This window comes from Lysinibacillus sp. NPDC048646 (assembly GCF_050272295.1).
Classification (GTDB): domain Bacteria; phylum Bacillota; class Bacilli; order Bacillales_A; family Planococcaceae; genus Lysinibacillus.
This window is the reverse complement of record NZ_JBNNLZ010000015.1, coordinates 1-23,169: the sequence shown is the minus strand read 5'-3', so window position 1 is coordinate 23,169 and position 23,169 is coordinate 1. Positions and strand designations below refer to the sequence as shown.

The window sequence follows — 23,169 nt, the reverse complement described above, 5'->3', positions numbered from 1 at the left end:
CCTCTTTTCGTAATCAATTATGCGAAGGCACACGATCAGCAAGTGCTGCCTTTAAATGCTCTAGCCCTATTTCCGTTACAGCTTTGTATACACCATTTTCACTTGAGCCAATTTCTATAACTGGCACATAACGTACTCCATACTTTGACTCAAGAATGTCGCGAAATGCATCATTATGAGTCACGTCTACTGTTTTATAAGCGATACGCTCCGCATGAAAATACGTTTTCACTTCTTCACAATAGCTACATCCTTGTTTTGACCAAACTATTATATCTATCTTTTTTGTCATGCTCATATCCCCTTAGCTAACTGCTTCCTTTTGTTGTAGATGTAAATTCAATGGACTTAACAGCTCAAATGATCGTTTCCGCTCAAATGCCTGCAATACAGGCGTATGCAAGATGAATTCGTCAATTTGGTATTGCACATGATAGCCATCTAATTTTTCTTTTATATCTTCTGGGGTGCCGTATAAAATATCTGCATCATACTGCTGTACGGTGAAAGACTCCCCTGATTCTTGCCCAAATTTTTCTGCCAGCTCGACAGAATTCAATGTTAAGCTTCGACCACTGGCTAAATGCACCTTCGTTATTTTTTGTTCGCCCACTAAGTTTTTTGCTTCCTCTTTTGTTGGTGCAGCAAAAGCCGCAATGGAAATTGCAAAATGACCTTTAGGATTATGCGTGCGGTATGCCTCAACTGCTTCTTTTAACACATCATGATCACTATTGATAAAGCGAGCAAAAACAAAGGCAATGCCTAACTTCCCTGCAAGGGCGGCACTCTGTGAACTCGCACCCAGTAAAAATAGCGATGGCTTCACCTTTGGAATAGGCGTTGCCTGCACACCATGGAGGTGATGTTCTACAGGTACCGCATCCTCAAGTAAGTGCTGTAAAAATGTGAGCCGTTCCTCAAAATCTTCCCCTTTATTAATCGTGCCATATTGCAATGCCTTTGTAGAAAGTGGCAAACCTCCCGGCGCTTTTCCAATGCCTAAGTCTACTCTTCCCGGTTCCAACGATGCGAGCACATGAAAATTTTCTGCAACCTTATATGGGCTATAATGCTGCAACATGACGCCTCCTGAGCCAATGTTGATGGATTTTGTCTTCGCTAGTAGATAAGATACTAAAACCTCCGGTGATGTCCCAGCTAATGTATCTGTATTGTGGTGTTCAGACACCCAAAAGCGTGAATAGCCTAACTGCTCTGCTTTTTGTGCTAATGCCACCGTATTTTGTAAGGTCTGTTCATTTGTTGCGTCCTCAATAATGGGACTTTGATCGAGTATGCCTAATGAGTAACTCATACATTTCCTCCTTAAACTCTTTTATTCAAATAAATTTACTAGGTTTTTAGACAGACTGTTTGACAAATCGACTTTCTTTAAAAGGTAAACCTAAATTGCCACGTAATGTATCTGCCTCGTATTCCTCTCTATATAGCCCACGTTTTTGTAAAATCGGTACAACTTTGTCAACAAAATCGTCAAGCGCTCCAGGTACTGTAACACCTATAATAAAGCCATCCGCTGCTTCTTTTTCAAACCATTCTTGCACTAAATCTGCAATGTGCTCTGCTGTACCAAAGAAGGCAGTTTTTGGCGTTGCTTCCCGTAAAGCCACTTGGCGAAGTGTTAGCCCCTCTTCTCTTGCATACTTTTTAATATAGTCTGTCGTACTTCGGAAGCTATTTGCGCCAATATCGCCAAGCTCTGGGAACGGCGCATCCACATCATACTGTGTAAAATCATGATGGTCGAAGTAACGACCTAGATAAGCGAGTGCACGTTCAATGGACACAAGCTCTACGATTTCCTGATACTTTCCTTCTGCTTCTTCAACTGTGTCGCCAATGATTGGTGATATTCCTGGAAAAATTTTAACCTCATCAGGATTACGACCAAATGCTTTAACCTCTGCCTTCACCCTTTTATAAAAGTTCTGTGACGCTTCTATCGATGCACCATGTGTGAATATTGCATCTGCATCCTTTGCAGCTAGACGAATGCCTGCATCGGATGATCCAGCTTGAAAAATTACCGGCTGACCTTGTCGCGAGCGAGCAATATTTAACGGTCCCTGTACAGAGAAATACTTACCTTTATGGTTCAAGGTGTGAAGTTTTTCTTGGTCAAAAAATACATCGTGTTCATCATCTGCAACAAAGGCATCATCGTCCCATGAATCCCAAAGCCCTTTTGCTACCTCTAAATATTCCTCTGCAATTTGGTAGCGTTCCGCGTGGCTTGGGTGTTGTTCGATTGTTTTATTGTAGTTCAATGCTGTGCTTTCTAATGGTGTCGTCACTACATTCCAGCCTGCTCGACCACCACTAATAAGATCGAGTGATGCAAACTGGCGCGCCACTGTAAATGGCTCACTATAAGACGTTGAAACAGTCCCGACTAACCCAATTTTTTTGGTCGCTACGGCCAATGCCGATAAAATAGTCAGTGGCTCAAAGCGATTTAAAAAATGTGGAATCGATTTTTCATTGATAAATACGCCATCTGCAATAAAAACAACATCAAATTTCCCTTGTTCTGCCTTTTGTGCCTGTTGCGTATAAAAGGGCAAGCTTACACTTTGATTGCTTGCTACCTTTGGGTGACGCCAACCTGAAATATTACCACCAACCCCATGAATAATTGCTCCAAATCGAATTTTATCCTGTCTCACCATCATTTTTTCCTCCTAAATTTTTATATTTACTAAACATAGCGGTAAAGTATGTTTTTATTTAAAAAATAATATTTCACTTATGCTGCTCCACGAACATGCATAAATAAAATAGGATTGAGGAAGATATTACAGTTCATTTGAACATTATGCAATAGGTCACATAATAGAAAAAATTTTACTTTTCCATAAAATATTTTATCAATCGAGTTTTTCTTGTACGCCTTCAAATTGCACAGCCGTTTCCAGAATAGTTTCCCAGAATGCTGGTGCGAGCGTATCCTTATTCATATATGTCAAAAATACATGCTGGTTCATATCGAGCAAATGTTTCACGTCCATTTCTAAAAACTCCCCACTTTCAAGCTCTTTTTTCACACATAAATGTGGTAAAAAGCTCATGTATTCTTTCGTGCGAATGAGTGCCTTGGCTACTTCTAAATGGTCTGTACGTACTTCAATATTTGCCGTCACACCTTCTACCTCAAACATCTTATGCACATAATTCCAATCAAACGCCCCACACTCAAAAAACACCATTTTCTGTTTTGCAAGTTCCTTAGCTTTAATAAATGTATTTCGGATAAAAGGATGTTCATGATGCATAACCAGTTTGACAGCATTACTTAGCAATAACTCATTATTAATTCCTTCTTTATGCACATATTGAATAAACCCTATATCGATCTGGTGACTTTGCAGTTTTTCTAACATAACACTTGTTGAACCAGTAATAATTTGAAAGCGCATATGTGGAAAAATTTCTTTCCATTTGGGTAGCGCATAAGCTAAAAAATATTGAGCTGTCACTAGGTTTGTGCCGATACAAATTTCATTTGATTGCTGTGTTTCCTGTAATTGCCTCTTTCCTTGCTGAAACGTTTGCACAATCTGTGTCGCAAATGGCAAGAAACCCTTCCCCTTATCCGATAATATGACGCTTCGCCCATCCCGGTGAAATAATTCAACATTTAATTCTCGCTCCAATGATTTTATACGAGCCGTCACTGTTGGTTGCGACAAAAACAATACATTGGCAGCTTTATGAATACTCTTGTAATGCACAACATATAAAAACGCCTCGATATGATCAATATTCAACCGTAGTCCCCCCATAATTACTTATTTACCCTATTATATAGACTCTCCCCTTAATTCTCTATAAAATATTGGAAAACTAGGTATTTAACTTATCAAATAGTGATTGAATCCTTCTGTAAAAAGATAAAAAAAGCAACCCAGCGTCTCCCAGGTTACTTTCACTATGTAGCGATGAGGCCATCCATCTTGACAACTGTCATCGCGTGCGGTACACATCCCTCTGTCTGCTTGCCGCTGTTATGTTATTCAAAATTGCCACCCTCTGTTGCCAACTTGAACGCTAAAAATATAACACTTCTCAACACGAGAAGTATATGTCAATCAATAAACGATAATTGAAGCAAAGACTGTCTTCCTTAGCTAGTCGCACAGTAAGAAAAGTTTCGTATCGCATTATCCTAAAATGGATGCAAGTACCGCTTTCTGTGCATGTAGTCTATTTTCTGCTTGCTCAAAGATGTAAGAATTAGGGCCATCAATAACAGATGTTGCCACCTCTTCTTCACGATGCGCCGGTAAGCAATGTAAGAACATATAATCAGGTTTTGCATGGCCAACAAGCTCGTCATTGATTTGATAAGCAGCAAAGTCTTGTAGACGTTTTGCAGCTTCCTCTTCTTGCCCCATCGATGTCCAAACATCTGCGTAAACAGCATCTGCATCTTTTACCGCTTCTACTGGATCATTCGTAATTGTAATCGTACTGCCATTTGCCGCTGCGATAGCTTGTGCTTTTGCGATAACCTCTGTATCACATTCATAGCCAACTGGCGTTGCAACTGCTACGTGCATTCCTACGTGTGCAGAAGCGACTACTAATGAGTGCGCCACGTTGTTACCATCTCCAACATAGGCAATTTTAAGTCCCTGTAGTTCACCCTTATTTTCAGCAATTGTTTCTAAATCCGCTAATGCTTGGCATGGGTGATAAATATCTGTTAAGCCATTTATAACTGGAATGGAAGCATGCTCTGCAAGTTCTTTTACCATGGCATGTGAGTTTGCACGAATCATAATACCATCTAAGTAACCTGATAGCACATGTGCTGTATCATAAATTGACTCACCGCGTCCAATCTGTAAATCACGTGCATGCATAAACATACCTTTACCACCTAATTGATTCATGCCTACTTCAAAGGAAATACGTGTACGTGTTGAATGTTTTTCAAATATCATGCCGAGTGTTTTGCCTTCAAGTAACTTTGGACATGTGCCTTCTTTTGTAATAATTTTAAGTTGCGTTGACAGAGCAACTAATCCCTGTACTTCTTCACTTGTATAGTCTAGCAAAGTCAGTAGGTCTTTTCCTTTTAAGCTGGACACTAACTTCAACTGCACTTCTTCTAGTAATTTCATAGCCTTCGCTCCTTGCTTTTGTTGCTGTTGAGTTTAGTATACACATGCATAAATATAAAATCAACTGAATTTTTATGTTTATTTTCAAAAATTAGAATTCGACTGCTATTTGTGTCAATAATGCATCAAAGTCAATATTTATGCATAATCTAATTTTTCTTAACTGAATTAATTTCTTATGTATTTCAAAAATAGTCCCAATTAAAAAGAGCCTGCCCGAAGGCAAGCTCATCATATTTATTAGTCAAATGTAATTTTGTTCACTGCATCGCGGTCTAATTTTTTGATGACTTCTACCATTAGTTTCACAGCATTATCATAGTCGTCACGGTGTAAAATACCTGCATGTGAGTGAATATAGCGTGTGGCAATACCAATTGATAAGGCAGGTACACCATTTGCAGTTACGTGGATAGAGCCAGCGTCTGTACCGCCGCCTGCCATCGCCTCAAATTGATATGGAATATTGTTTTCATCTGCCACATCTAAAACGAACTCACGTAGGCCACGATGTGATACCATCGACGCATCGTAAACAACGATTTGTGGACCAGCACCCATTTTACTGTTAGACTCTTTCGGTGTTACTCCTGGTGTATCCCCAGCTACACCAACATCGACAGCGAAGCCGATATCTGGCTGAATTTTATGTGTAGCTGTTTTTGCACCACGAAGACCAACTTCCTCTTGTACGTTTCCTACAGAATAAAGGATATTTGGATGCTTTTCATCTTTTAATGCTTTCATAACATCAATAGCAATTGCACAACCGATACGGTTATCCCATGCTTTAGCTAATAGGTACTTGTCGTTTTTCATCACATTGAATTCGAAATATGGTGTTACCATATCGCCAGGACATACGCCCCATTCCAGTACCTCTTCTTTTGATGCCGCACCAACATCGATAAACATATCTTTAATGTCTACCACTTTGTTACGTACTTCTGCTGGCAAAATATGTGGTGGTTTAGAACCAATCACCCCGATAATTTCTTCACCTTTGCGCGTTGTAATTGTTACACGTTGGGCAAGCATAACTTGGCTCCACCAGCCACCTACAGTTTGGAATTTGATGAACCCTTTGTCGTCAATGTGTGTCACCATGAAACCTACTTCATCTAAATGACCTGCGACTACTATTTTCGGACCATTTTCATCGCCCACTTTTTTAGCAATCACGCTACCTAAATTATCTGTTTCTACTGAATCTGCGTACGGTGCGATGTATTTTTTCATGACCTCGCGAGGTGCGCGTTCATTACCTGCGATACCATTCGCATCCGTTAAATCCTTAAACATTTGCAAAGTTGAATCTAGTTGTGTCATCCCTATGCCTCCTACTTCTTATATATCTCCTCTATTATACTTCGTTTACCGAAATATTCCTAGCGAATCGTCTGAATATTGATGTATTTTTACAACTTCATATTCAAAACGCATACAGCATCAAGTTAATAGCCACTGCGTTGACGATTATAATTTTCTTCATTTTTCTCAATGTAGGCTGACACGACATCCTCAAAAGTGAAGCCCAGATTATACGCAAGTAAACCATAGCATTGCCAAATGGCTAAATATTTATCCTCAGTTGGCTGATCAATAAACGCTAAAATATAATTCTGTGTCATTAAAAATATTTCCGTTAAATCACGTTTTTCCTCTATAACTGGCCATTTTTCAATTGTTGTATAACCTTTTAGTAATCCAAGCGATAATATAAAGTGAATCGAATCCACATATTCCTCTAAAATTACGTCACGTGCTGACGGCCCTTTTGTGCTCCAAAACTTAAAGCAACGAGTTTCATTAGCAAGTTCTGCTAGTTCAACCATTAATGCTAAACCTTTTTCCTTAAAAACATCGTGTTCAATTTTTTGTGTTGTCTCAATAAATTCATCAAGCTCTTTTTGCATTTTAAACAATTGTTGTAAATTCATTTTTTTCTCCTAAATTTCTAAAAATATTTATAAATAATGAAACTAATTGCCCTCTCTAATCGTATAGGAAGGAATAACCTTTCTTCAAGGGGGAATTTAAAAAATGTTACCGTTACTTATTCGACTTGCTGTCATTGCGCTTATTATTTATGTATTTTATAAAGCGATTCGTTATATAACTGATCCTAAGCGAAAACTTGATGAAGCCTATGAAAAAGGCCAGTACTACTTTTATGATGACGTTAAAAATGTAAGGAAAAATTTCTTTATTTCTTTTAAGGGTGCGCTTTTTGAAGGCGAAAAATACTTAGGCACAACCGAAGATGCATTTGAGGTTGTCACAATTTTCGTTGGTGCTCGAGACGCTGCGACCCTACAAGGATTTACGAAAAGTGACTTCACGTACCTGCAACAGGAAATCCTAATGAATTATCCAAACGCAAAAATCAACTGGAAGCAACCCATTGAACAGCTTATGCGCGACACATCCTCGGAATGAGGGTGTGTTTTATGTTTATGGAATTATTTTTTATGATTTATCGAGAACTTTTCGTCGTTTATCACCCAACTTTTAAAATTTACCGATGCCATCATTACTATAAAAAAGGATGCTCCCTACAGAGAGCTACCCCATAATTGTACGATGATAAAAATTTGAATAGCTGCAAGAAGCGGGAAGCCGAAAGCAAAACTATTATGGCGTGTTTTGTGTCGGAATAAATACATACCTAGTACGCCTCCAACTGCACCACCAGCAATTGCTAACGTAAACAATGTACGCTCAGCAATGCGCCATTCATGTTTTTTCGCTCTTGATTTATCCATGCCCATCATAATAAGCAGGACAACTGATACAATCGCCATATAGGCAAGTAATGCTTGAGCCATTAAAATCTCCTTTTGGTGACTTACCTAATATACCTTTGCAATATATCGGCAATTTGTAGAATCACCTGTTTTTCTATTTTATCTATTTGTTGAAACTTAAAGGCAATGGAGTCTGCTGTTTGATCGCTAGCAGGACCACTATTTTTGTCTTTGCGAAAAGCTGTAATTCCTTAAGGGCTTGTTCAAAATTTTGAGGAATATTACTACGCTTAAAACGCCAACACACAGTATTTGGCTCACGTATTTCATAATTGTTGCTGCCTTCGTACTGCATAGCCCCCAAGTATTTTTCCCCTTGCCCTAACGATGCTTGATTACGGAAAAACTGTGTTGTTTCCTTTGCTCCGTCATGGATTTTAGTTGAGGCATAAAACGCCTTTTTATCTTTCTATTTTTTTACTAGTGTAACATAAAAAAAGACTGATGGAAAAATCCATCAGCCTTTACTATACACTGTTTAGCGATTGCTTGTTCCACATCCGTGGCTTACGCTGTCGGTGTGAGAACACATTTTGCGACTGTCGCTTCGCTTTCGTCGCAGAAATAATTTTGACTATGTCAAAATTATTTAGCAACTGCTTGTTTAGCAGCGTCTGCTAATTGTGTGAATGCTGCTGCATCAGTTACAGCTAGATCAGCTAACATTTTACGGTTAACTTCGATACCAGCAACTTTTAATCCGTGCATTAAACGGCTGTATGAAAGACCGTTCATGCGAGCAGCTGCGTTGATACGAGTGATCCATAATTTACGGAAATCACGTTTTTTCTGACGACGGTCACGGTATGCATATTGACCTGATTTCATTACTGCTTGGTTAGCAACTTTATATAATGTATGTTTAGAACCATAGTAACCTTTAGCTAATTTCAATACTTTTTTACGACGTTTGCGCGTCACTGTTCCGCCTTTTACGCGTGGCATATGAATTACCTCCTGCTTTTCATTTAAATAATGAATGTTAGTTTATTTTGTGTAGTTAATCATTTCATGTAAACAAGTAATGATTTAATGCGTTTGAAGTCACCAGATGAAACTACGTTTGCTTTACGTAAGTGACGTTTTTGTTTCGTAGATTTGTTTGCAAATAAGTGGCTACCGTAAGCACGGTCATATTTTAATTTACCTGAACCCGTTCTTTTGAAACGTTTCGCAGCTCCACGGTGTGTTTTCATTTTTGGCATATCGAATTCCTCCTAAACTGTTCGTCTAATATTATTTCTCGTTCTTTGGTTGAAGAACTAAGAACATGCTTCGGCCTTCCATCTTCGGTTTTTGTTCAACCGTCGATACTTCAGCACAAGCTTCAGCAAAACGATCTAACACACGTTGACCAATCTCTTTGTGTGTAATCGCACGACCTTTGAAACGTAGACTACATTTTACTTTATCGCCTTTTTCAAGGAATTTAATAGCATTACGTAGCTTCGTTTGGAAATCATGTTCATCGATAGATGGGCTCAAACGAACCTCTTTTAACACGATGACTTTTTGATTTTTACGAATTTCACGGTCTTTCTTTTGCTGTTCAAACTTAAATTTACCATAGTCCATGATACGAGCGACTGGCGGCTTGGCTTGAGGGGCCACAAGGACAAGATCCAAGTTTACACGAGCGGCGATTTCTAGCGCTTCATTACGTGTCTTTACACCAAGCTGGTCACCATTGTGATCGATTAATCGAAGTTCACGTGCGCGAATGCCTTCGTTTACATACATGTCTTTGCTAATAGTAATCCACCTCCAAGTAGTTGTCGCGAATACATGGTTTGGGCAAAGCCTTGCCCGGTTGAACGGTACATCCTCTCGTCATGTCCATAAAAAAAGGACGGACATTTTTGAAGATGTCCGCCCGCTATATGTGCATGCGTAAGTTTACGCAAAACAATTCAACGTGTCATACCTGTTCACAGCCTAAGCGTTGTATCAGGTGAGAAGCGGGCAGCCTCTACTTCAACCACAAACTTTGTATTCATTAACCTTCATTATATTAGCATGTACTGAACAAGCTGTCAAATAAATTTTGCTCATTTACGATTAGCATGGCCTAATAATTTATAATGTATACCTAAAAAATATTATTATATCTACAAAAACCTCACTCACCGTCTAACGGGAGCAAGGTTTTCTCTTACTATTATTAGAAGCGTGCGACTTCCGCTTTAATATTTGCTAGGAAATCCTCAAAACTAATTGTTTCGGAATCTTTTGAGCCGTAGCGACGAACGTTTACGCCATTTGCCTCTACTTCTTTATCGCCAATCACAAGCATGTATGGGATTTTTTTCATTTGTGCTTCACGGATTTTATAGCCAAGTTTTTCTTCTCGATCATCCATTTCTACACGTAAGCCTGCAGCAGTTAATTGCTCTTCAATTTGTTTTGCATAATCAAAGTGTGCTTCATTTGATACAGGAATTACTTCTACTTGCACTGGTGCTAACCAAGTTGGGAATGCCCCTTTGTATTCTTCGATTAAGAAGGCAACAAAACGTTCCATAGTTGATACAACACCACGGTGAATAACAACTGGACGATGTGGTTTACCATCTTCTCCAACGTAAGTTAAGTCAAAACGTTCAGGTAAAAGGAAGTCCAACTGAACTGTCGATAAAGTTTCTTCTTTACCAATAGCTGTTTTTACTTGTACATCAAGTTTTGGACCGTAGAATGCTGCTTCACCCTCAGCCTCGAAATAATCTAAGCCAAGCTCATCCATTGCTTCTTTTAACATGCTTTGTGCTTTTTCCCACATTGCATCGTCATCGAAGTATTTCTCCGTATCCGCTGGGTCACGGTAAGACAGACGGAATGAGTAATCTTTTAAATCGAAGTCTTTGTAAACTTCCAGGATTAACTGGACTACTTTTTGGAACTCTACTTTAATTTGGTCTGGACGAACAAAGATATGCGCATCATTTAGCGTCATTCCGCGTACACGTTGTAGCCCTGATACAGCGCCTGACATTTCATAACGGTGCATTGTACCAAGCTCAGCAATACGTAATGGTAAATTACGATAAGAATGCATGCTGTTTTTGTACACCATCATATGGTGTGGGCAGTTCATTGGACGCATGATTAATGTTTCATTGTCCATTTCCATTGGTGGGAAAATTGAATCTTGATAATGATCCCAGTGGCCAGAAGTTTGATAAAGCTCTTTTGAACCAAGAACTGGTGTATATACATGTTTATAACCAAGAGATAATTCTTTATCCACGATGTAACGTTCGATAACACGACGAATTGTTGCACCATTTGGTAACCAAAGTGGTAAACCTTGACCTACTTTTTGAGAAGTTGTAAATAACTCTAACTCTTTACCGATTTTACGATGGTCACGTTCTTTTGCTTCTTCAAGCATTTGTAAGTGATGTTTTAGCTCTTCCTTTTTGAAGAATGCCGTACCGTAAATACGTTGAAGCATTTTGTTATCAGAGTTTCCTCTCCAGTAAGCACCGGCTAACGAAAGGAGTTTGAATTCACGTAGCTTACCAGTTGATGGTACGTGAATACCACGGCAAAGGTCGAAAAACTCACCTTGGTAGTAAATAGATACTTGCTCGTCAGCTGGAATCGCCTCAAGCAATTCTAATTTGTATTCATCGTCAATTTCCGTAAAGATTGCTTGCGCTTCATCACGAGAAACATTTTTGCGCTCTACTTCGATGTTTTCAGCAATGATCTTTTTCATTTCTTTTTCGATTGCCAGTAAATCTTCAGCAGTAATTGGTGTTGGTGCATCGATGTCGTAGTAGAAACCACCTTCGATGACTGGACCAATACCTAGTTTTACTTCTGGGAATAGACGTTTAACAGCTTGTGCAGTTAGATGGGCTGTTGAGTGACGTAGAATTCCAAGTGCTTCTACATCATCTTGCGTAATAATCGCAATTGTCGCGTCCTCTTCGATTGGTGTTTTTAAGTCCACTAACTCACCGTTGACTTTACCTGCGTAAGCTTTTTTGCGAAGTCCCGGGCTAATTGATAATGCGACGTCATCTGTTGATGTACCTTTGGCAAATTCCTTTACAGCGCCATCTGGGAACGTTAATTTAATCATATCTGACATGTTATTTGCACTCCTTATTGGTTTTTATTTTGATGCATAATGATGTGAGATTTGAGCGAACAAAAAACCGCAAAAAACAAAAAAGCCCCGTCCCTAATAAAAGGGACGAAGCGTATGCTCGTGGTTCCACCCTTCTTCCTTCCGACCATAAAGTCAGACGAAGCTCAAGGCTAGCTAACGGGCTAGGGACCGGCGAAAGATATGCCCTCTCGCTGCTCAGTAGGTAGTAAATAATGTGTTCACACTAGGAAGCTTACAGCCGATGACTTCCCTCTCTTCAAACTGATACACAATATTCATGTCCTCATCAATGCATTTTGTTATTTAGTATATGTGACAGTATACGCTCGATTGTCGTAAATTGCAACCATCAATATTACTCGCGTCGATTTTTGCCACCCATTTGCACAGGCTCTGTAATGGCTTTAATACGTTCCATTATTCGGGCAGCCTTGACTACTTCCAAGTCACCTTTTTGCGACTGTGCTAAATGGTGCTCTAATTCATCATAGTTAAAATTAGACGTAATGAAAGTCGGTAATTGTTCTGCCATTCGATAATGGAAAATCGTTCCTAAAATTTCATCTCGTGTCCAAGCCGACATCGTTTCTGCCCCTAAATCATCCAACATCAATACAGGTGCCTTTTTGACATAGTCAATTTTCTCTTGCAATGTATTGTCCCCGATTGCATTTTTCATCTCACGTAAAAATTCAGGGACAAAAACGACAACGGATCTTACTTTAATCGTTGCAAGCTCATTGGCTAATGCACCTAACACAAACGATTTTCCGACACCGAATTGCCCATATAAATAAAAGCCCTTTGTTGGCAATATCCCGGTTTCACGTGCACGTTGCACAAAGTCTGCTGCACGGTTGGCAATATCCACACGCGAATAATCATCAATAAATAAATCAGTAATCGTCGCCTGTAAAACATCTTTTGGCATATGCATGCTTGCAATCAAATTAGTGATATCACGGCGATCATCCTCACGAACCTTTTGCTCACAGCGTACATAATCAATTTCTACTGTGTTCCGCACTACTCGCAGCTTTGGAACAAAACCTTTTAAATAGTTTGTACAATGAGCAGTATGGTCGCACCCGCAGCATTCCGTCGATTGATTTATAAATTCCTGGAGCTTCGGCAAATTACGTTCGATTGCCTCATAGCTTAATTCCTCCGCATGCTCCGCTAAAAATTTTTGGACACGAGGGTGTTCTAAAATTTCTTTACGCATCGCTTCGTAACGCTCTTGAAAGGATGGCATTTTAATCGCTCGTTGTAATGGTCCATTAATTGGTTCGATTGTTATTCACCTACCTTATTCCTGCTGGTTGCTTAACTTTTCTAATATTTTTTGACGTTCCTTTTCAAAATCTGTTGCTTCTACCACTGCTTCTGACGTACCCTCTACTTGCTTGTCATTTCTCTTATAAAACCAATCCGGAACTTTCTCCTCACGGCGATTCTTTGAATAGGTGTTCTTTTTCGCCGATGTCTGAGGCTTATTCTTCCACGTTGTATATTTATCATGCTCCTGACGTGCAAGCTCCATTGCTTGCTTTGCATTTTGAATATTTTTACGTACCCAATGGTCGGCAATCGTTTCTACATATTTTTTAGGTAGTTTCATGTCAGTCGTTAACATGACATATTCCAATAGCGCATTGACCACCCCTACTGGCATACCATGTTGAACGATTAAGCTTTCAGCAAGTTGGACAGATGTTTGCAATGGCTCTTTCCCATTATTAATATCGCGTAACACTTGAACAGGTGCAGTCGTTTCTAAATAATGCTGTAACTCTTGATCTTTCGTTTTTTGTATGGAATCCTCTACAGAAGCTGGCGCCTCATAAACTCTAGCAAGTTTCGGTGGCTCTTTAGACACAGTCAGTTTATAAAAATCAGCTGCCGCTTTGCGCAGTCGCTCTTGCGAGATGCCTAAATCATCATCGAGTGCTAAAATGACAACTTTTTGCATATCCAATGCAGTTAAGCGATATAAGAAAGCTAATTTTGCAATGGCTTCACGTACATCAAGCGTTAATAGACTCGATGGCACTAGTTGCTCCGATAATCCGGCCTGTAGTAACTCAAAGTCAAATTGTTCAAAATAGAACGGATATACTTTTTGTGGCTTATTATTTTCTGTACCGACCTGAAGCTCAGAAGGAATATTTGAACTGACTGGCTTAAATACATCAATAAAGGCACGTGATACATCCTTAAATTCAGTGTCTCTTACAGGTCGAATAAATCGTTGACGCAGTTTTCGATACGCTTGTTCTCCAATTTTACTGAACAAGAACATCGACAAAAGCGGATCCTTCATGAAGCTATCTGCATCAAGTGGACGCATAAGTTCATATAGAAAGCTACGTTGCTCAGTGTCTTCTTTTTTCCACGTGCGCAATAAGCCAATTGCTTCTAGCGCAATACGTGCCTCAAAAACTTTGCCAATAGGTATTCCCAGTACATTCATCAAATAATAATGCGTCATTTGCTGCCCGGGCATTTGCTCTGCTTCAGCCCATAACGTTAAATACAGACTGATTGGCTCTGCTCCAGTTAAAGGCTGATAAAACAATGTTACTAACTGACGTTCCTGTGTAGAAAGCGCATGAGGTAGACGAATGTCAAAAGTATCAGCTGGCTGTAACTCCTTATACAGATGAATCAACGTCATTCACCCTCTCTGTTTGCTTTATGATTTTTTTTCAGTTTGACGTTGAATAATTTCTTTAATTTCTTCAATAAAGACATTGATGTCCTTAAACTGACGGTAAACCGATGCAAAGCGCACATAGGCGACCTCATCAATTTTCGCTAAGCGGTCCATCACCATTTCTCCGACATCCTCCGATCGTACTTCAGCATTGCCTATACGACGCAAATCTTTTTCAATAGATAATACAAGCCCTTCAAGTATATCAAGAGCGACAGGACGTTTTTCACAAGCACGAATAAGACCACGTAATACCTTCTCGCGGCTAAACTCTTCCCGTGAACCTTCTTTCTTCACAACGACTAATGGTGTCTCTTCAATTTTTTCAAACGTTGTGAAGCGGAAGCCACATGACTCACATTCACGACGTCTACGAATTTCTTTATTATCATCTACAGGCCTCGAATCCACTACACGTGTTCCGTTAAATTGGCAAGATGGACATCTCATATATTTACTCTCCTGATTCCACAACAATTTAATATATCTATTATAACAAATTTCCCGCTTGTAAAAAATCACTTTCGTTTTTTCTGGCAAGATGTAGTATTTTTGTCCAACAAAAGAGCACATCGAAACCACGAGGATTTCGATGTGCTCTTTAAAAAGTAAATTTGAAAGGTTGGTATTTGCCCTGTTTATAGCTCATATTGAAGAGCCATTTTAATGGAATAAAAACTATGCGTTAACTGTTTCTAACGCTCTTGCAACTTTTTTCATAAGATCTACAACACGTGCAGAGTAGCCCCACTCGTTGTCATACCAAGCAAGTACTTTCACTTTACGGTTGCCCATTACCATTGTAGAAAGACCATCTACCGTTGAAGAATAAGTTGTTGTATTGTAATCGATCGATACAAGTGGCTCAATCGAGAAGTTTAAAATGCCTTTCATTGGACCCTCAGTAGCTGCTTTCACAAATGCAGCATTCACAGATTCTACTGTTACGTCGGTGTTTAAATCTACAACAAGGTCAACTAAAGATACGTTTGGTGTTGGAACACGAAGTGACATACCGTGAATTTTACCATCCAACTCTGGTAACACTAATCTCAATGCTTTTGCAGCACCTGTTGATGTTGGAATGATTGATTGTGCACAACCACGTGCACGACGTAAGTCTTTATGTGGATTATCTAGGTTCTTTTGGTCATTTGTATAAGCGTGAACTGTTGTCATTAAACCGCTTTCGATACCAAATGTGTCATTCAATACTTTTGCAACTGGTGCTAAGCAGTTTGTTGTACAAGAAGCGTTGGAAATAACGTCATGTTTTTCAACATCAAGTTTTTCATCGTTTACACCTAAAACAATTGTAATATCTTCATTTTTACCTGGTGCTGTTAAGATTACTTTTTTCGCGCCCGCTTCTAAGTGCAGTGCTGCTTTCTCACGTTCATTGAATTTACCAGTCGCTTCAATTACGATATCCACACCCATTTTCGCCCATGGTAATTGTAATGGATCACGTTCGCTAATAATTTGCACGCGTTTACCATTTACAAGTAGAGCATCGCCTGCAGGTTCAATCGTACCTTGGAATGTGCCGTGATTTGTGTCATACTTAATCAAATGTGCTAGCGTTTCAGCTGGGTAGCTCGCATTGATTGCAACGATATTTAAATCATCTTGTACGATCGCTTGGCGAAAAACCATACGTCCGATACGTCCGAAACCATTAATAGCTATTGAAACTGTCATTTATAAAATCCTCCTGTGAGTACGTACTCATATTAATTATACTTTATGCTGATTAGTATAACACAATTTTAAAAAAGATGAACATTATAAACTTATAATAAAAAAGTTCTTATTTTCTGAAAAATAAATGGACCATAAGTTGTTTTACTTTATCTTTATTATGGCGCATGCACACAAAAAAATGCGTAGCGATATGTTCTCGCTACGCACTCATTTTAAAGAACACCCCAATGATGAAGGATTTTCTTTAGTTGCACTTCAGTTTGATCTATATTTTCATTATTGTAAATCACCGCGTGAGCACCCTTTTCCTTAACGGACAATGGCAATTGGGAATGAATGCGGGCTAGCGCGTCCTCCTTCGATAAATGATTACGCTCCATTAAGCGACGGAGTTGTACATCTTCTCTGACTGATACCACGATAATACGCTCTACGAAATGCTGTAATTTACTTTCAAATAACAGTGGAATATCCATAATAATATGTTTTTGACCCGCTTCTACAAAAGCATCGCGTTGACGAAGCATTTCCTCTCGAATAGCAGGATGCATAATATCATTTAATATCTTGCGCTTCGCAGGCTCATGGAATATGATATCGCCAAGTTTTGTGCGGTCTAGGTTTCCATCTTCAAGTAATATTTCTTCACCAAAGTTTTCAGCAATTAATGTTAACGTCTTGGAACCTGGTTCTACGACATCACGTGCCACAATATCTGCATCGACAATTGGTAAACCGAGCGCTGTCATCATTTTCGCTACTGTACTTTTTCCGCTCGCAATACTTCCTGTTAGTCCGATAATCATAGTAAATTCCCCTTTAATGTTGACAATTTGGGCAAAAGACTGATGTGCGCCCGCCTATCGTCATTTGACACGTGTCGGTCCCACACTCTTGGCATATCTTTTTCCCATACATTTTTAATCGGTTTTGCATGCTTCCCGCCTCACCATTAATATTACGATAATCCGAAATCGTTGAACCACCAGCTTCAATACTCTGACGAAGTACAACTACAATCGCCTCAAACAATTCACGTTTCCGCTTTTCACTAATACGGCTCATCTTGCGAGCAGGATGAATTTTTTGAGCAAACAATGCCTCTGTGGCATATATATTGCCACAGCCTGATATGACTTGCCCATCCATTATCACTTCTTTAACAGCCTTTTTCTCATATTTCGGTAACAATGATTTGGCAATAAAATAATCACTCGCAGCCGCATCAAACGGCTCAGGTGCCATTTTTGTAAGTGGCGCATGATCTTCTATTTGAGCTAAAAAACGTAGTTCACCAAAGCGGCGAATATCCGAGTAAATTAAATAGCCACCGTCAGTCATTTGGAATGTTGCATGAATATGTTTTTTAAATTTAGCCTCACCAATCTCCTCAGGCGAATTCACAACAAACCATGCACCTGTCATCCCTAAATGACTCACTAACATATACGGCACATCCTCTTTTAACAGATGAAAAAAGATATATTTTGCTCGACGCTCAATCTTTTGAATGGTCATTTGCGTTAGCGCCTTTTCAAAGGCATCTGGCTCTGATTGTTTTATGATACATTGTTTTCCCTCACTAAAGGAAAAGCGAATAATTTCAGATAGCTGAACCTGTTCAATTGTCCGTCCTTCAATTTCAGGTTTTAACGCCTGTACAACACCTTCAACCTCTGGTAATTCAGGCATTTTTAACACCTCCTACTTCGCTTCGTACCATGTTGCTCCGTAGTCAAAATCCACTTTTAATGGCACAGTGAGCTCGATAGCATTTTCCATTACTTCTGGTACGATTTTTTCAAGCAAGGCAATCTCTTCTCTTGGTGCTTCAAAGATCAATTCATCGTGCACTTGTAAAAGTAGCTTTGCCTGCATATTTTCTTTTTTCAAACGAGCATCCATATCAATCATCGCTTTTTTAATAATGTCAGCGGCACTTCCTTGAATTGGCGTATTCATTGCTGTGCGCTCTGCAAAGCTTCGTAGATTGAAGTTGGAACTAGTAATATCAGGTAAATAGCGACGTCGATTTAAAATTGTTGTGACAAAGCCATTGAACTTTGCATCCTGTACGATTTCATCCATATAACGTTTTACACCCGGGAAGCTCGCAAAATATTTGTCAATGAATGTAGCAGCTTCTTTACGCGTGATATCTAAATTTTGTGATAAGCCATAATCACTAATTCCGTAAACTATTCCAAAGTTAACCGCTTTAGCAGCTCGACGCATATTGCTATCGACCTCTTCGGCAGAAACATGGAACACATCCATCGCAGTACGCGTATGAACATCCATGCCTTCACGGAAAGCCTCTACTAAATTTGGATCTTCAGACATATGAGCAAGTACACGCAGCTCAATTTGCGAATAGTCGGCTGAGAATAGTATCCAATCCTTTTGGGATGGTACAAACGCCTGACGAATTTTACGCCCTTCCTCCAAACGAATTGGAATGTTTTGTAAGTTTGGATCTGTCGAGCTCAGGCGTCCTGTTGCTGTTAATGCCTGTTGGAAGCGCGTATGCACCTTGCTATCTTGTTCATGAATTTCTTTTAGCAGACCCTCAATATAGGTTGATTGTAACTTACCTAATTGACGATACATTAAAATATGTTCTATGATCGCATGCTCGGGCTTTAATTTTTCTAATACATCTGCAGCTGTGGAGTAGCCTGTCTTTGTTTTTTTGATGACAGGAAGTCCAAGCTTATCGAAAAGTATAACCCCTAGCTGCTTTGGTGAATTAATATTAAATGCTTCCCCTGCTTCAGCATAAATGTCTTGCTCAATGACAACTAACTTTTCATTCAGCTCCTGCCCCATTTCTTCTAACGTGGCACGATTCACCGTAATCCCTTCACTTTCCATTTCACTTAAGATGGCTGCTAGTGGCAGTTCTAAATTTTTATAAAGATCATACTGTTCGTTTTCTCGCAGTAACTCCTCAAGCTTCGGTTGTAATGTCCAAACAGCAAAAGCTTTACGGCTAGCATGTTCAGCAAGCACATCTGTGTCTGGCACAGCACGTTTTGCCCCTTTTCCGTATACCGTTTCATTTGCTTGTACATCACGATAGCCAAGTTCTTTTGCAAGAGTTGCCACATCATCACCACTAAGTGCAGGATTATTAATATAAGATGCAAGCAGTAAATCAAAGTCAACACCTGCTAAACGAATTCCCTCACGCTTCAACACAGCCTGAGAAGCCTTTGAATCTGCCATATACTTGACCTTTGTCGCATCCTCTAACCAGCGACGAAGAATATCTGATTTTACTGCAACATCAAACGGTACATATTTTGTAGCTGTACCGTCTGTAAAAGCAATTCCAAGTTGCTGGCATGTATGGTAATGCTCGTCCGCAAGCTCCACATGTACTGCCATTACATCCTTAAGGAACTCAGGTTGTACCTCTTGTACAATGTCATAGGCAAATGGCGCACGTTCTTCTTCCTCGACCGTAAAATCACTTTTTTCGAGCAGTGATTTAAAGCCAAGCTCCTGCCACACATTGATGAGCGCTTCTTCATTCGGACCGCTGTAGATAAGCTCTGTGAGTGTTACTTCAATCGGAGCATCTGTAAAAATCGTTGCAAGCTCTTTACTCATAAGTGCCTGGTCTTCGTTCGCAACAAGCTTTTCTTTCATTTTCGAAGCCTTTAAAGTATCCATTGCGTCGTAAAGTGCCTCGACTGATCCATGCTCTTTTAACAACTTAACGGCAGTCTTTTCACCTACGCCAGGCACGCCAGGAATATTATCTGAAGCATCCCCCATTAGACCCTTCATATCGATAATTTGCAATGGTGTAAGACCATATTTTTCCTCAATAAAGGCTGGTGTATTTTTTTCAATTTCAGTAATACCCTTTTTCGTAATATATACCGTTACCTGTTCTGTTGCGAGCTGTGTTAAATCGCGGTCTCCTGACACGATAATGACATCCATATCCTGTGATGCTGCTTCCTTAGCCAGGGTCCCAATAATATCGTCGGCTTCGTACATGTCAAGTTCATAGCGTTTAATACCATATGCATCGATAAGCTTACGCAAATATGGAAACTGCTCAGATAATTCTGGTGGTGTTTTCTGACGTCCACCTTTATAGTCTGTAAACGTGTCATGACGGAAAGTAGTCTTTCCTGCATCGAAAGCAACGAGCATTTTTGTCGGCTGCTCTTCCTCCAATATTCTTTGTAACATTGTCGTAAAACCGTACACTGCATTCGTATGAATTCCATTATCATTCGTTAACAATGGCAACGCAAAAAACGCGCGATACGCTAAACTATTGCCGTCCAGTAATAGCAATTTTTCCTTTGTCATTTTATATTCCTCCTGCGTTGTCGTCGTCTTTCTATTGTAAAACGAAAACGTATGTTTGAAAATGCCTCTTTCCATTACTTTATCGGGAAAACAAACTTTTTACCAATCATAGGGACGAAAATCAGTGGAAATTTCTAAATAGGACTAAACAGGAGCAGTTCTAACTTTATCGGAATCGAGTAGGAGGAGGTGATTAACCTCCGACCTCTCAGTCGAGTAGTCAATGGGGTTTTCACCCAAAGGCTCTCACAGAACCGTACGTGAACCTCTCGATTCATACGGCTCTTATCATTCAACCATTAAGGAAACATTCCAAGAGCCCAATGAGCAAACATTCTGGGCTCTCTTTTTGCAAGTTTATTGAGCCAGTCTCTTGCACGCTTTTTATGTCCTCTGAACCTCTTAAATTTACACATTGCCCATTTAACTAATCTTCGATTTACACAATCAATGGAATACCGTACTGCTGATGGATTGTATTTCATGAAATAGTTGAGCCATCCTCTAATGGTTGGATTTATTATTTCAGCTATTATTTCAATTTTACTTCCTGTAAAGCTATGTATTCTCTTTGCTTTGATTTTATCTCTAAAAGATTTTGTGGACTTTTTACTTACTGATGGCAGAAAATTAAATTGTAGCCTTCCCGTTCGGTCTTTAATAAAAATTTTACGGAACGTATAACCTAGAAAGTCGAACTCTGTGACAGGATATTCCTTTTCTCTTTCCTTATCTTCGCAATAAATAATCTTTGTTTTCTCTGGATGTAACTCTAATTTGCACTCTTTCATCCTTTGATTTAGTCTGGCTAAAATCTCCATTGCTTCTGCTTCGGTCTTGCAATGTATAATAGCATCATCTGCATATCGCTCAAATGGTGCTTCAGGATTTGTTCGAACCATCCATGTATCAAAGGCATAATGCAAAAACAGATTCGCTAGAACAGGACTTATTACACCACCTTGCGGTGTACCACAGTTTCGTTCAATCTTTTCTTCTTCTGAATTAATAAATGGCGCTTTGAGCCATCTTTCAATGTACATCAGTATCCAAGGTTCATTTACATGCTTTCGTACTGCTCGCATTAGTAATTCATGATCAATATTGTCAAACAGTCCTTTAATGTCGAACTCTATTACATAATCATATTTCCAACACATTTTCCTTGCTTGTCCAATCGCATCTAATGCAGATTTATTTGGTCTGTATCCATAAGAATTTTCATGAAACAGTGGCTCCACTTTTGGTTCAAAATACATCTTAACTACCATTTGTGCTACTCTGTCGCCGACAGTCGGAATCCCTAAACCTCGCTTCCCACCAGTTTTCTTCGGTATTTCGACTAACTTTACTGGTGGTGGAAAATAACATCCCGAACTCATTCTATTCCAGATTTTATAGAGGTTTTCTTTGAGGTTCTCTTCGAATTCTTTAATATCCTGACCATCGATACCCGCACTTCCTCTGTTAGCTTTAACTCTTTTGAACGCATTCAGCACAACTTGTTTTGAAATCTTATATGGCTTACTCTCTTCCATCAAATCCTCCTGTTTCTCCAGTTGTTCTCAGTTTTCGAGTTGAATGACGGTGCCCCTTCGCTCCATTGCCATTACAGCAACTTCCTCACTACTACGAACACCTCCGCCCCTACATCTCGCTTTGCTATTTCGACCTCACCTTTCTGTGGCTTGTGTCTTTTCACTTACCATCGAGATGCAGGTTCCTGTGTTTCACATCAGAGCCTGATATACACTCATGCCGCCTTAATACCGTTTGCCAAGTAGACAGCTTTCCAGGTTATCTTCTACTCTTATCCTGTGCCTAGTGGTGAAAAGCAAGTTTTGACAAAGTTTTACGTTATCGATACTTCTTCAGCGGTTCACTTGCGTTCATCTTTGTATATCTCACATGATTGATTTATTTCAACCTTTTTCCCTAGACGCTCACCACCACAACTCTTTATTGCAGCAGCTTAGGGTTGTTTGATAGATTTGCCTGAGTCAATCTCTATCGAGGGGCCTTCCCTCATCTCTAATGCGCCTTGCACAGCACACCACCACCGTACATACGGCTCCGTATACGGCGGTTCAAAAGTTTTATGGTTTTAAAATGATTTGGGAGAGACTTTTTAAATTTTGTTTCTCCCAGTATTTATTATTTAGGGCTCTATTTATGATTGGATTATTAGATGAACGCCAATATCCCTTTCGGGTATTTGCCATTCTGTAAGCGTCGTTCGGGCGGATACCAAGTTTCTTAAGGTTGCGATACTTGGTTGTGGTTTTCTTCCATTCTTTCCATCGACACGCTCGCAGTCTTCGGCGTATATGGGCATCCATCTTT

General features: G+C 39.6%; 21 protein-coding genes and 1 pseudogene. 1 reads left to right on the top strand and 21 read right to left on the bottom strand.

Features of this window, described 5'->3' with window-relative positions:
• Nucleotides 1–13: 13 nt before the first annotated feature.
• The 7 genes from ACQKII_RS15795 to ACQKII_RS15765 form a co-directional block, all read right to left on the bottom strand.
• Nucleotides 14–292 (bottom strand): glutaredoxin family protein, encoded by a 279-nt coding sequence (locus ACQKII_RS15795; RefSeq protein ID WP_427460798.1) that lies wholly within the window; start codon nucleotides 290–292, stop codon nucleotides 14–16.
• Between the two features lie 12 nt (nucleotides 293–304).
• Nucleotides 305–1,318 carry an LLM class flavin-dependent oxidoreductase gene (locus tag ACQKII_RS15790; protein ID WP_427460796.1) on the bottom strand — a complete coding sequence of 338 codons (1,014 nt, stop codon included), beginning with the start codon at nucleotides 1,316–1,318 and terminating at the stop codon, nucleotides 305–307.
• A gap of 46 nt (nucleotides 1,319–1,364) precedes the next feature.
• Entirely contained in the window at nucleotides 1,365–2,693 is a 1,329-nt protein-coding gene (locus ACQKII_RS15785; RefSeq protein ID WP_427460915.1) for an LLM class flavin-dependent oxidoreductase, read from the bottom strand.
• 198 nt (nucleotides 2,694–2,891) lie between these two features.
• Nucleotides 2,892–3,791, bottom strand: coding sequence for a LysR family transcriptional regulator (locus ACQKII_RS15780; RefSeq protein WP_427460794.1), 900 nt, complete (start codon nucleotides 3,789–3,791; stop codon nucleotides 2,892–2,894).
• Nucleotides 3,792–4,184: 393 nt separating this feature from the next.
• Nucleotides 4,185–5,150: an ornithine carbamoyltransferase gene (gene argF, locus ACQKII_RS15775; protein WP_427460792.1), complete on the bottom strand. Its 966-nt coding sequence runs from the start codon at nucleotides 5,148–5,150 to the stop codon at nucleotides 4,185–4,187.
• 240 nt (nucleotides 5,151–5,390) lie between these two features.
• On the bottom strand, nucleotides 5,391–6,479 hold the full coding sequence (locus tag ACQKII_RS15770) for a M42 family metallopeptidase (RefSeq protein WP_427460790.1): 1,089 nt from the start codon (nucleotides 6,477–6,479) through the stop codon (nucleotides 5,391–5,393).
• A gap of 125 nt (nucleotides 6,480–6,604) precedes the next feature.
• On the bottom strand, nucleotides 6,605–7,090 hold the full coding sequence (locus ACQKII_RS15765) for a dUTP diphosphatase (protein WP_427460788.1): 486 nt from the start codon (nucleotides 7,088–7,090) through the stop codon (nucleotides 6,605–6,607).
• A gap of 103 nt (nucleotides 7,091–7,193) precedes the next feature.
• Here ACQKII_RS15765 and ACQKII_RS15760 point away from each other — a divergent pair, with 103 nt between their 5' ends.
• Nucleotides 7,194–7,589: a sigma-w pathway protein ysdB gene (locus tag ACQKII_RS15760; protein WP_427460786.1), complete on the top strand. Its 396-nt coding sequence runs from the start codon at nucleotides 7,194–7,196 to the stop codon at nucleotides 7,587–7,589.
• 116 nt (nucleotides 7,590–7,705) lie between these two features.
• On the opposite strand, the gene ACQKII_RS15755 is transcribed toward ACQKII_RS15760, so the two are convergent.
• The 14 genes and pseudogenes from ACQKII_RS15755 to ACQKII_RS15690 all read right to left on the bottom strand — a co-directional run.
• Nucleotides 7,706–7,978, bottom strand: a complete 273-nt coding sequence (locus ACQKII_RS15755) for a DUF1294 domain-containing protein (protein ID WP_427460784.1) — start codon at nucleotides 7,976–7,978, stop codon at nucleotides 7,706–7,708.
• Between the two features lie 564 nt (nucleotides 7,979–8,542).
• Nucleotides 8,543–8,902 (bottom strand): 50S ribosomal protein L20, encoded by a 360-nt coding sequence (rplT, locus tag ACQKII_RS15750; protein ID WP_010860160.1) that lies wholly within the window; start codon nucleotides 8,900–8,902, stop codon nucleotides 8,543–8,545.
• A gap of 59 nt (nucleotides 8,903–8,961) precedes the next feature.
• A complete protein-coding gene (rpmI, locus tag ACQKII_RS15745) occupies nucleotides 8,962–9,162 on the bottom strand; it encodes a 50S ribosomal protein L35 (RefSeq protein ID WP_054767265.1) in 201 nt (66 codons plus the stop codon).
• A gap of 31 nt (nucleotides 9,163–9,193) precedes the next feature.
• Complete coding sequence (gene infC, locus ACQKII_RS15740) at nucleotides 9,194–9,697, bottom strand: translation initiation factor IF-3 (protein WP_054767264.1); 504 nt, start codon at nucleotides 9,695–9,697, stop codon at nucleotides 9,194–9,196.
• Nucleotides 9,698–10,118: 421 nt separating this feature from the next.
• Entirely contained in the window at nucleotides 10,119–12,053 is a 1,935-nt protein-coding gene (gene thrS / locus ACQKII_RS15735) for a threonine--tRNA ligase (RefSeq protein ID WP_427460781.1), read from the bottom strand.
• Nucleotides 12,054–12,429: 376 nt separating this feature from the next.
• Nucleotides 12,430–13,359 (bottom strand): primosomal protein DnaI, encoded by a 930-nt coding sequence (dnaI, locus tag ACQKII_RS15730; RefSeq protein ID WP_427460913.1) that lies wholly within the window; start codon nucleotides 13,357–13,359, stop codon nucleotides 12,430–12,432.
• A gap of 24 nt (nucleotides 13,360–13,383) precedes the next feature.
• The gene (locus ACQKII_RS15725; RefSeq protein WP_427460779.1) at nucleotides 13,384–14,751 is read right to left on the bottom strand and encodes a replication initiation and membrane attachment family protein; all 1,368 of its coding nucleotides are present in this window, start codon (nucleotides 14,749–14,751) and stop codon (nucleotides 13,384–13,386) included.
• 18 nt (nucleotides 14,752–14,769) lie between these two features.
• Nucleotides 14,770–15,240 carry a transcriptional regulator NrdR gene (nrdR, locus tag ACQKII_RS15720; protein ID WP_427460777.1) on the bottom strand — a complete coding sequence of 157 codons (471 nt, stop codon included), beginning with the start codon at nucleotides 15,238–15,240 and terminating at the stop codon, nucleotides 14,770–14,772.
• A 228-nt stretch (nucleotides 15,241–15,468) separates the two neighbouring features.
• A complete protein-coding gene (locus ACQKII_RS15715; protein WP_427460775.1) occupies nucleotides 15,469–16,491 on the bottom strand; it encodes a glyceraldehyde-3-phosphate dehydrogenase in 1,023 nt (340 codons plus the stop codon).
• Nucleotides 16,492–16,706: 215 nt separating this feature from the next.
• Complete coding sequence (coaE, locus tag ACQKII_RS15710) at nucleotides 16,707–17,300, bottom strand: dephospho-CoA kinase (protein ID WP_427460774.1); 594 nt, start codon at nucleotides 17,298–17,300, stop codon at nucleotides 16,707–16,709.
• Between the two features lie 13 nt (nucleotides 17,301–17,313).
• On the bottom strand, nucleotides 17,314–18,186 hold the full coding sequence (mutM, locus tag ACQKII_RS15705; RefSeq protein ID WP_427460772.1) for a bifunctional DNA-formamidopyrimidine glycosylase/DNA-(apurinic or apyrimidinic site) lyase: 873 nt from the start codon (nucleotides 18,184–18,186) through the stop codon (nucleotides 17,314–17,316).
• Between the two features lie 12 nt (nucleotides 18,187–18,198).
• Complete coding sequence (gene polA / locus ACQKII_RS15700; RefSeq protein WP_427460770.1) at nucleotides 18,199–20,826, bottom strand: DNA polymerase I; 2,628 nt, start codon at nucleotides 20,824–20,826, stop codon at nucleotides 18,199–18,201.
• A gap of 299 nt (nucleotides 20,827–21,125) precedes the next feature.
• Nucleotides 21,126–22,364, bottom strand: a complete 1,239-nt coding sequence (gene ltrA / locus ACQKII_RS15695; protein WP_427460768.1) for a group II intron reverse transcriptase/maturase — start codon at nucleotides 22,362–22,364, stop codon at nucleotides 21,126–21,128.
• Between the two features lie 558 nt (nucleotides 22,365–22,922).
• Nucleotides 22,923–23,169: pseudogene (locus ACQKII_RS15690) on the bottom strand (group II intron reverse transcriptase/maturase); the annotation flags it as partial.

Bases quoted from the DNA above. Each gene is read 5' to 3' on its own strand.
- ACQKII_RS15790 (WP_427460796.1), bottom strand. From the start codon at position 1,318: ATGAGTTACTCATTAGGCATACTCGATCAAAGTCCCATTATTGAGGAC.
- ACQKII_RS15765 (WP_427460788.1), bottom strand. From the start codon at position 7,090: ATGAATTTACAACAATTGTTTAAAATGCAAAAAGAGCTTGATGAATTT.
- ACQKII_RS15755 (WP_427460784.1), bottom strand. From the start codon at position 7,978: ATGGCTCAAGCATTACTTGCCTATATGGCGATTGTATCAGTTGTCCTG.
- coaE (WP_427460774.1), bottom strand. From the start codon at position 17,300: ATGATTATCGGACTAACAGGAAGTATTGCGAGCGGAAAAAGTACAGTA.
- ACQKII_RS15770 (WP_427460790.1), bottom strand. From the start codon at position 6,479: ATGACACAACTAGATTCAACTTTGCAAATGTTTAAGGATTTAACGGAT.
- mutM (WP_427460772.1), bottom strand. From the start codon at position 18,186: ATGCCTGAATTACCAGAGGTTGAAGGTGTTGTACAGGCGTTAAAACCT.
- ACQKII_RS15785 (WP_427460915.1), bottom strand. From the start codon at position 2,693: ATGGTGAGACAGGATAAAATTCGATTTGGAGCAATTATTCATGGGGTT.
- argF (WP_427460792.1), bottom strand. From the start codon at position 5,150: ATGAAATTACTAGAAGAAGTGCAGTTGAAGTTAGTGTCCAGCTTAAAA.
- ltrA (WP_427460768.1), bottom strand. From the start codon at position 22,364: ATGGAAGAGAGTAAGCCATATAAGATTTCAAAACAAGTTGTGCTGAAT.
- ACQKII_RS15715 (WP_427460775.1), bottom strand. From the start codon at position 16,491: ATGACAGTTTCAATAGCTATTAATGGTTTCGGACGTATCGGACGTATG.
- rplT (WP_010860160.1), bottom strand. From the start codon at position 8,902: ATGCCACGCGTAAAAGGCGGAACAGTGACGCGCAAACGTCGTAAAAAA.
- polA (WP_427460770.1), bottom strand. From the start codon at position 20,826: ATGACAAAGGAAAAATTGCTATTACTGGACGGCAATAGTTTAGCGTAT.
- infC (WP_054767264.1), bottom strand. From the start codon at position 9,697: ATGTATGTAAACGAAGGCATTCGCGCACGTGAACTTCGATTAATCGAT.
- ACQKII_RS15725 (WP_427460779.1), bottom strand. From the start codon at position 14,751: ATGACGTTGATTCATCTGTATAAGGAGTTACAGCCAGCTGATACTTTT.
- ACQKII_RS15795 (WP_427460798.1), bottom strand. From the start codon at position 292: ATGACAAAAAAGATAGATATAATAGTTTGGTCAAAACAAGGATGTAGC.
- ACQKII_RS15760 (WP_427460786.1), top strand. From the start codon at position 7,194: ATGTTACCGTTACTTATTCGACTTGCTGTCATTGCGCTTATTATTTAT.
- rpmI (WP_054767265.1), bottom strand. From the start codon at position 9,162: ATGCCAAAAATGAAAACACACCGTGGAGCTGCGAAACGTTTCAAAAGA.
- thrS (WP_427460781.1), bottom strand. From the start codon at position 12,053: ATGTCAGATATGATTAAATTAACGTTCCCAGATGGCGCTGTAAAGGAA.
- nrdR (WP_427460777.1), bottom strand. From the start codon at position 15,240: ATGAGATGTCCATCTTGCCAATTTAACGGAACACGTGTAGTGGATTCG.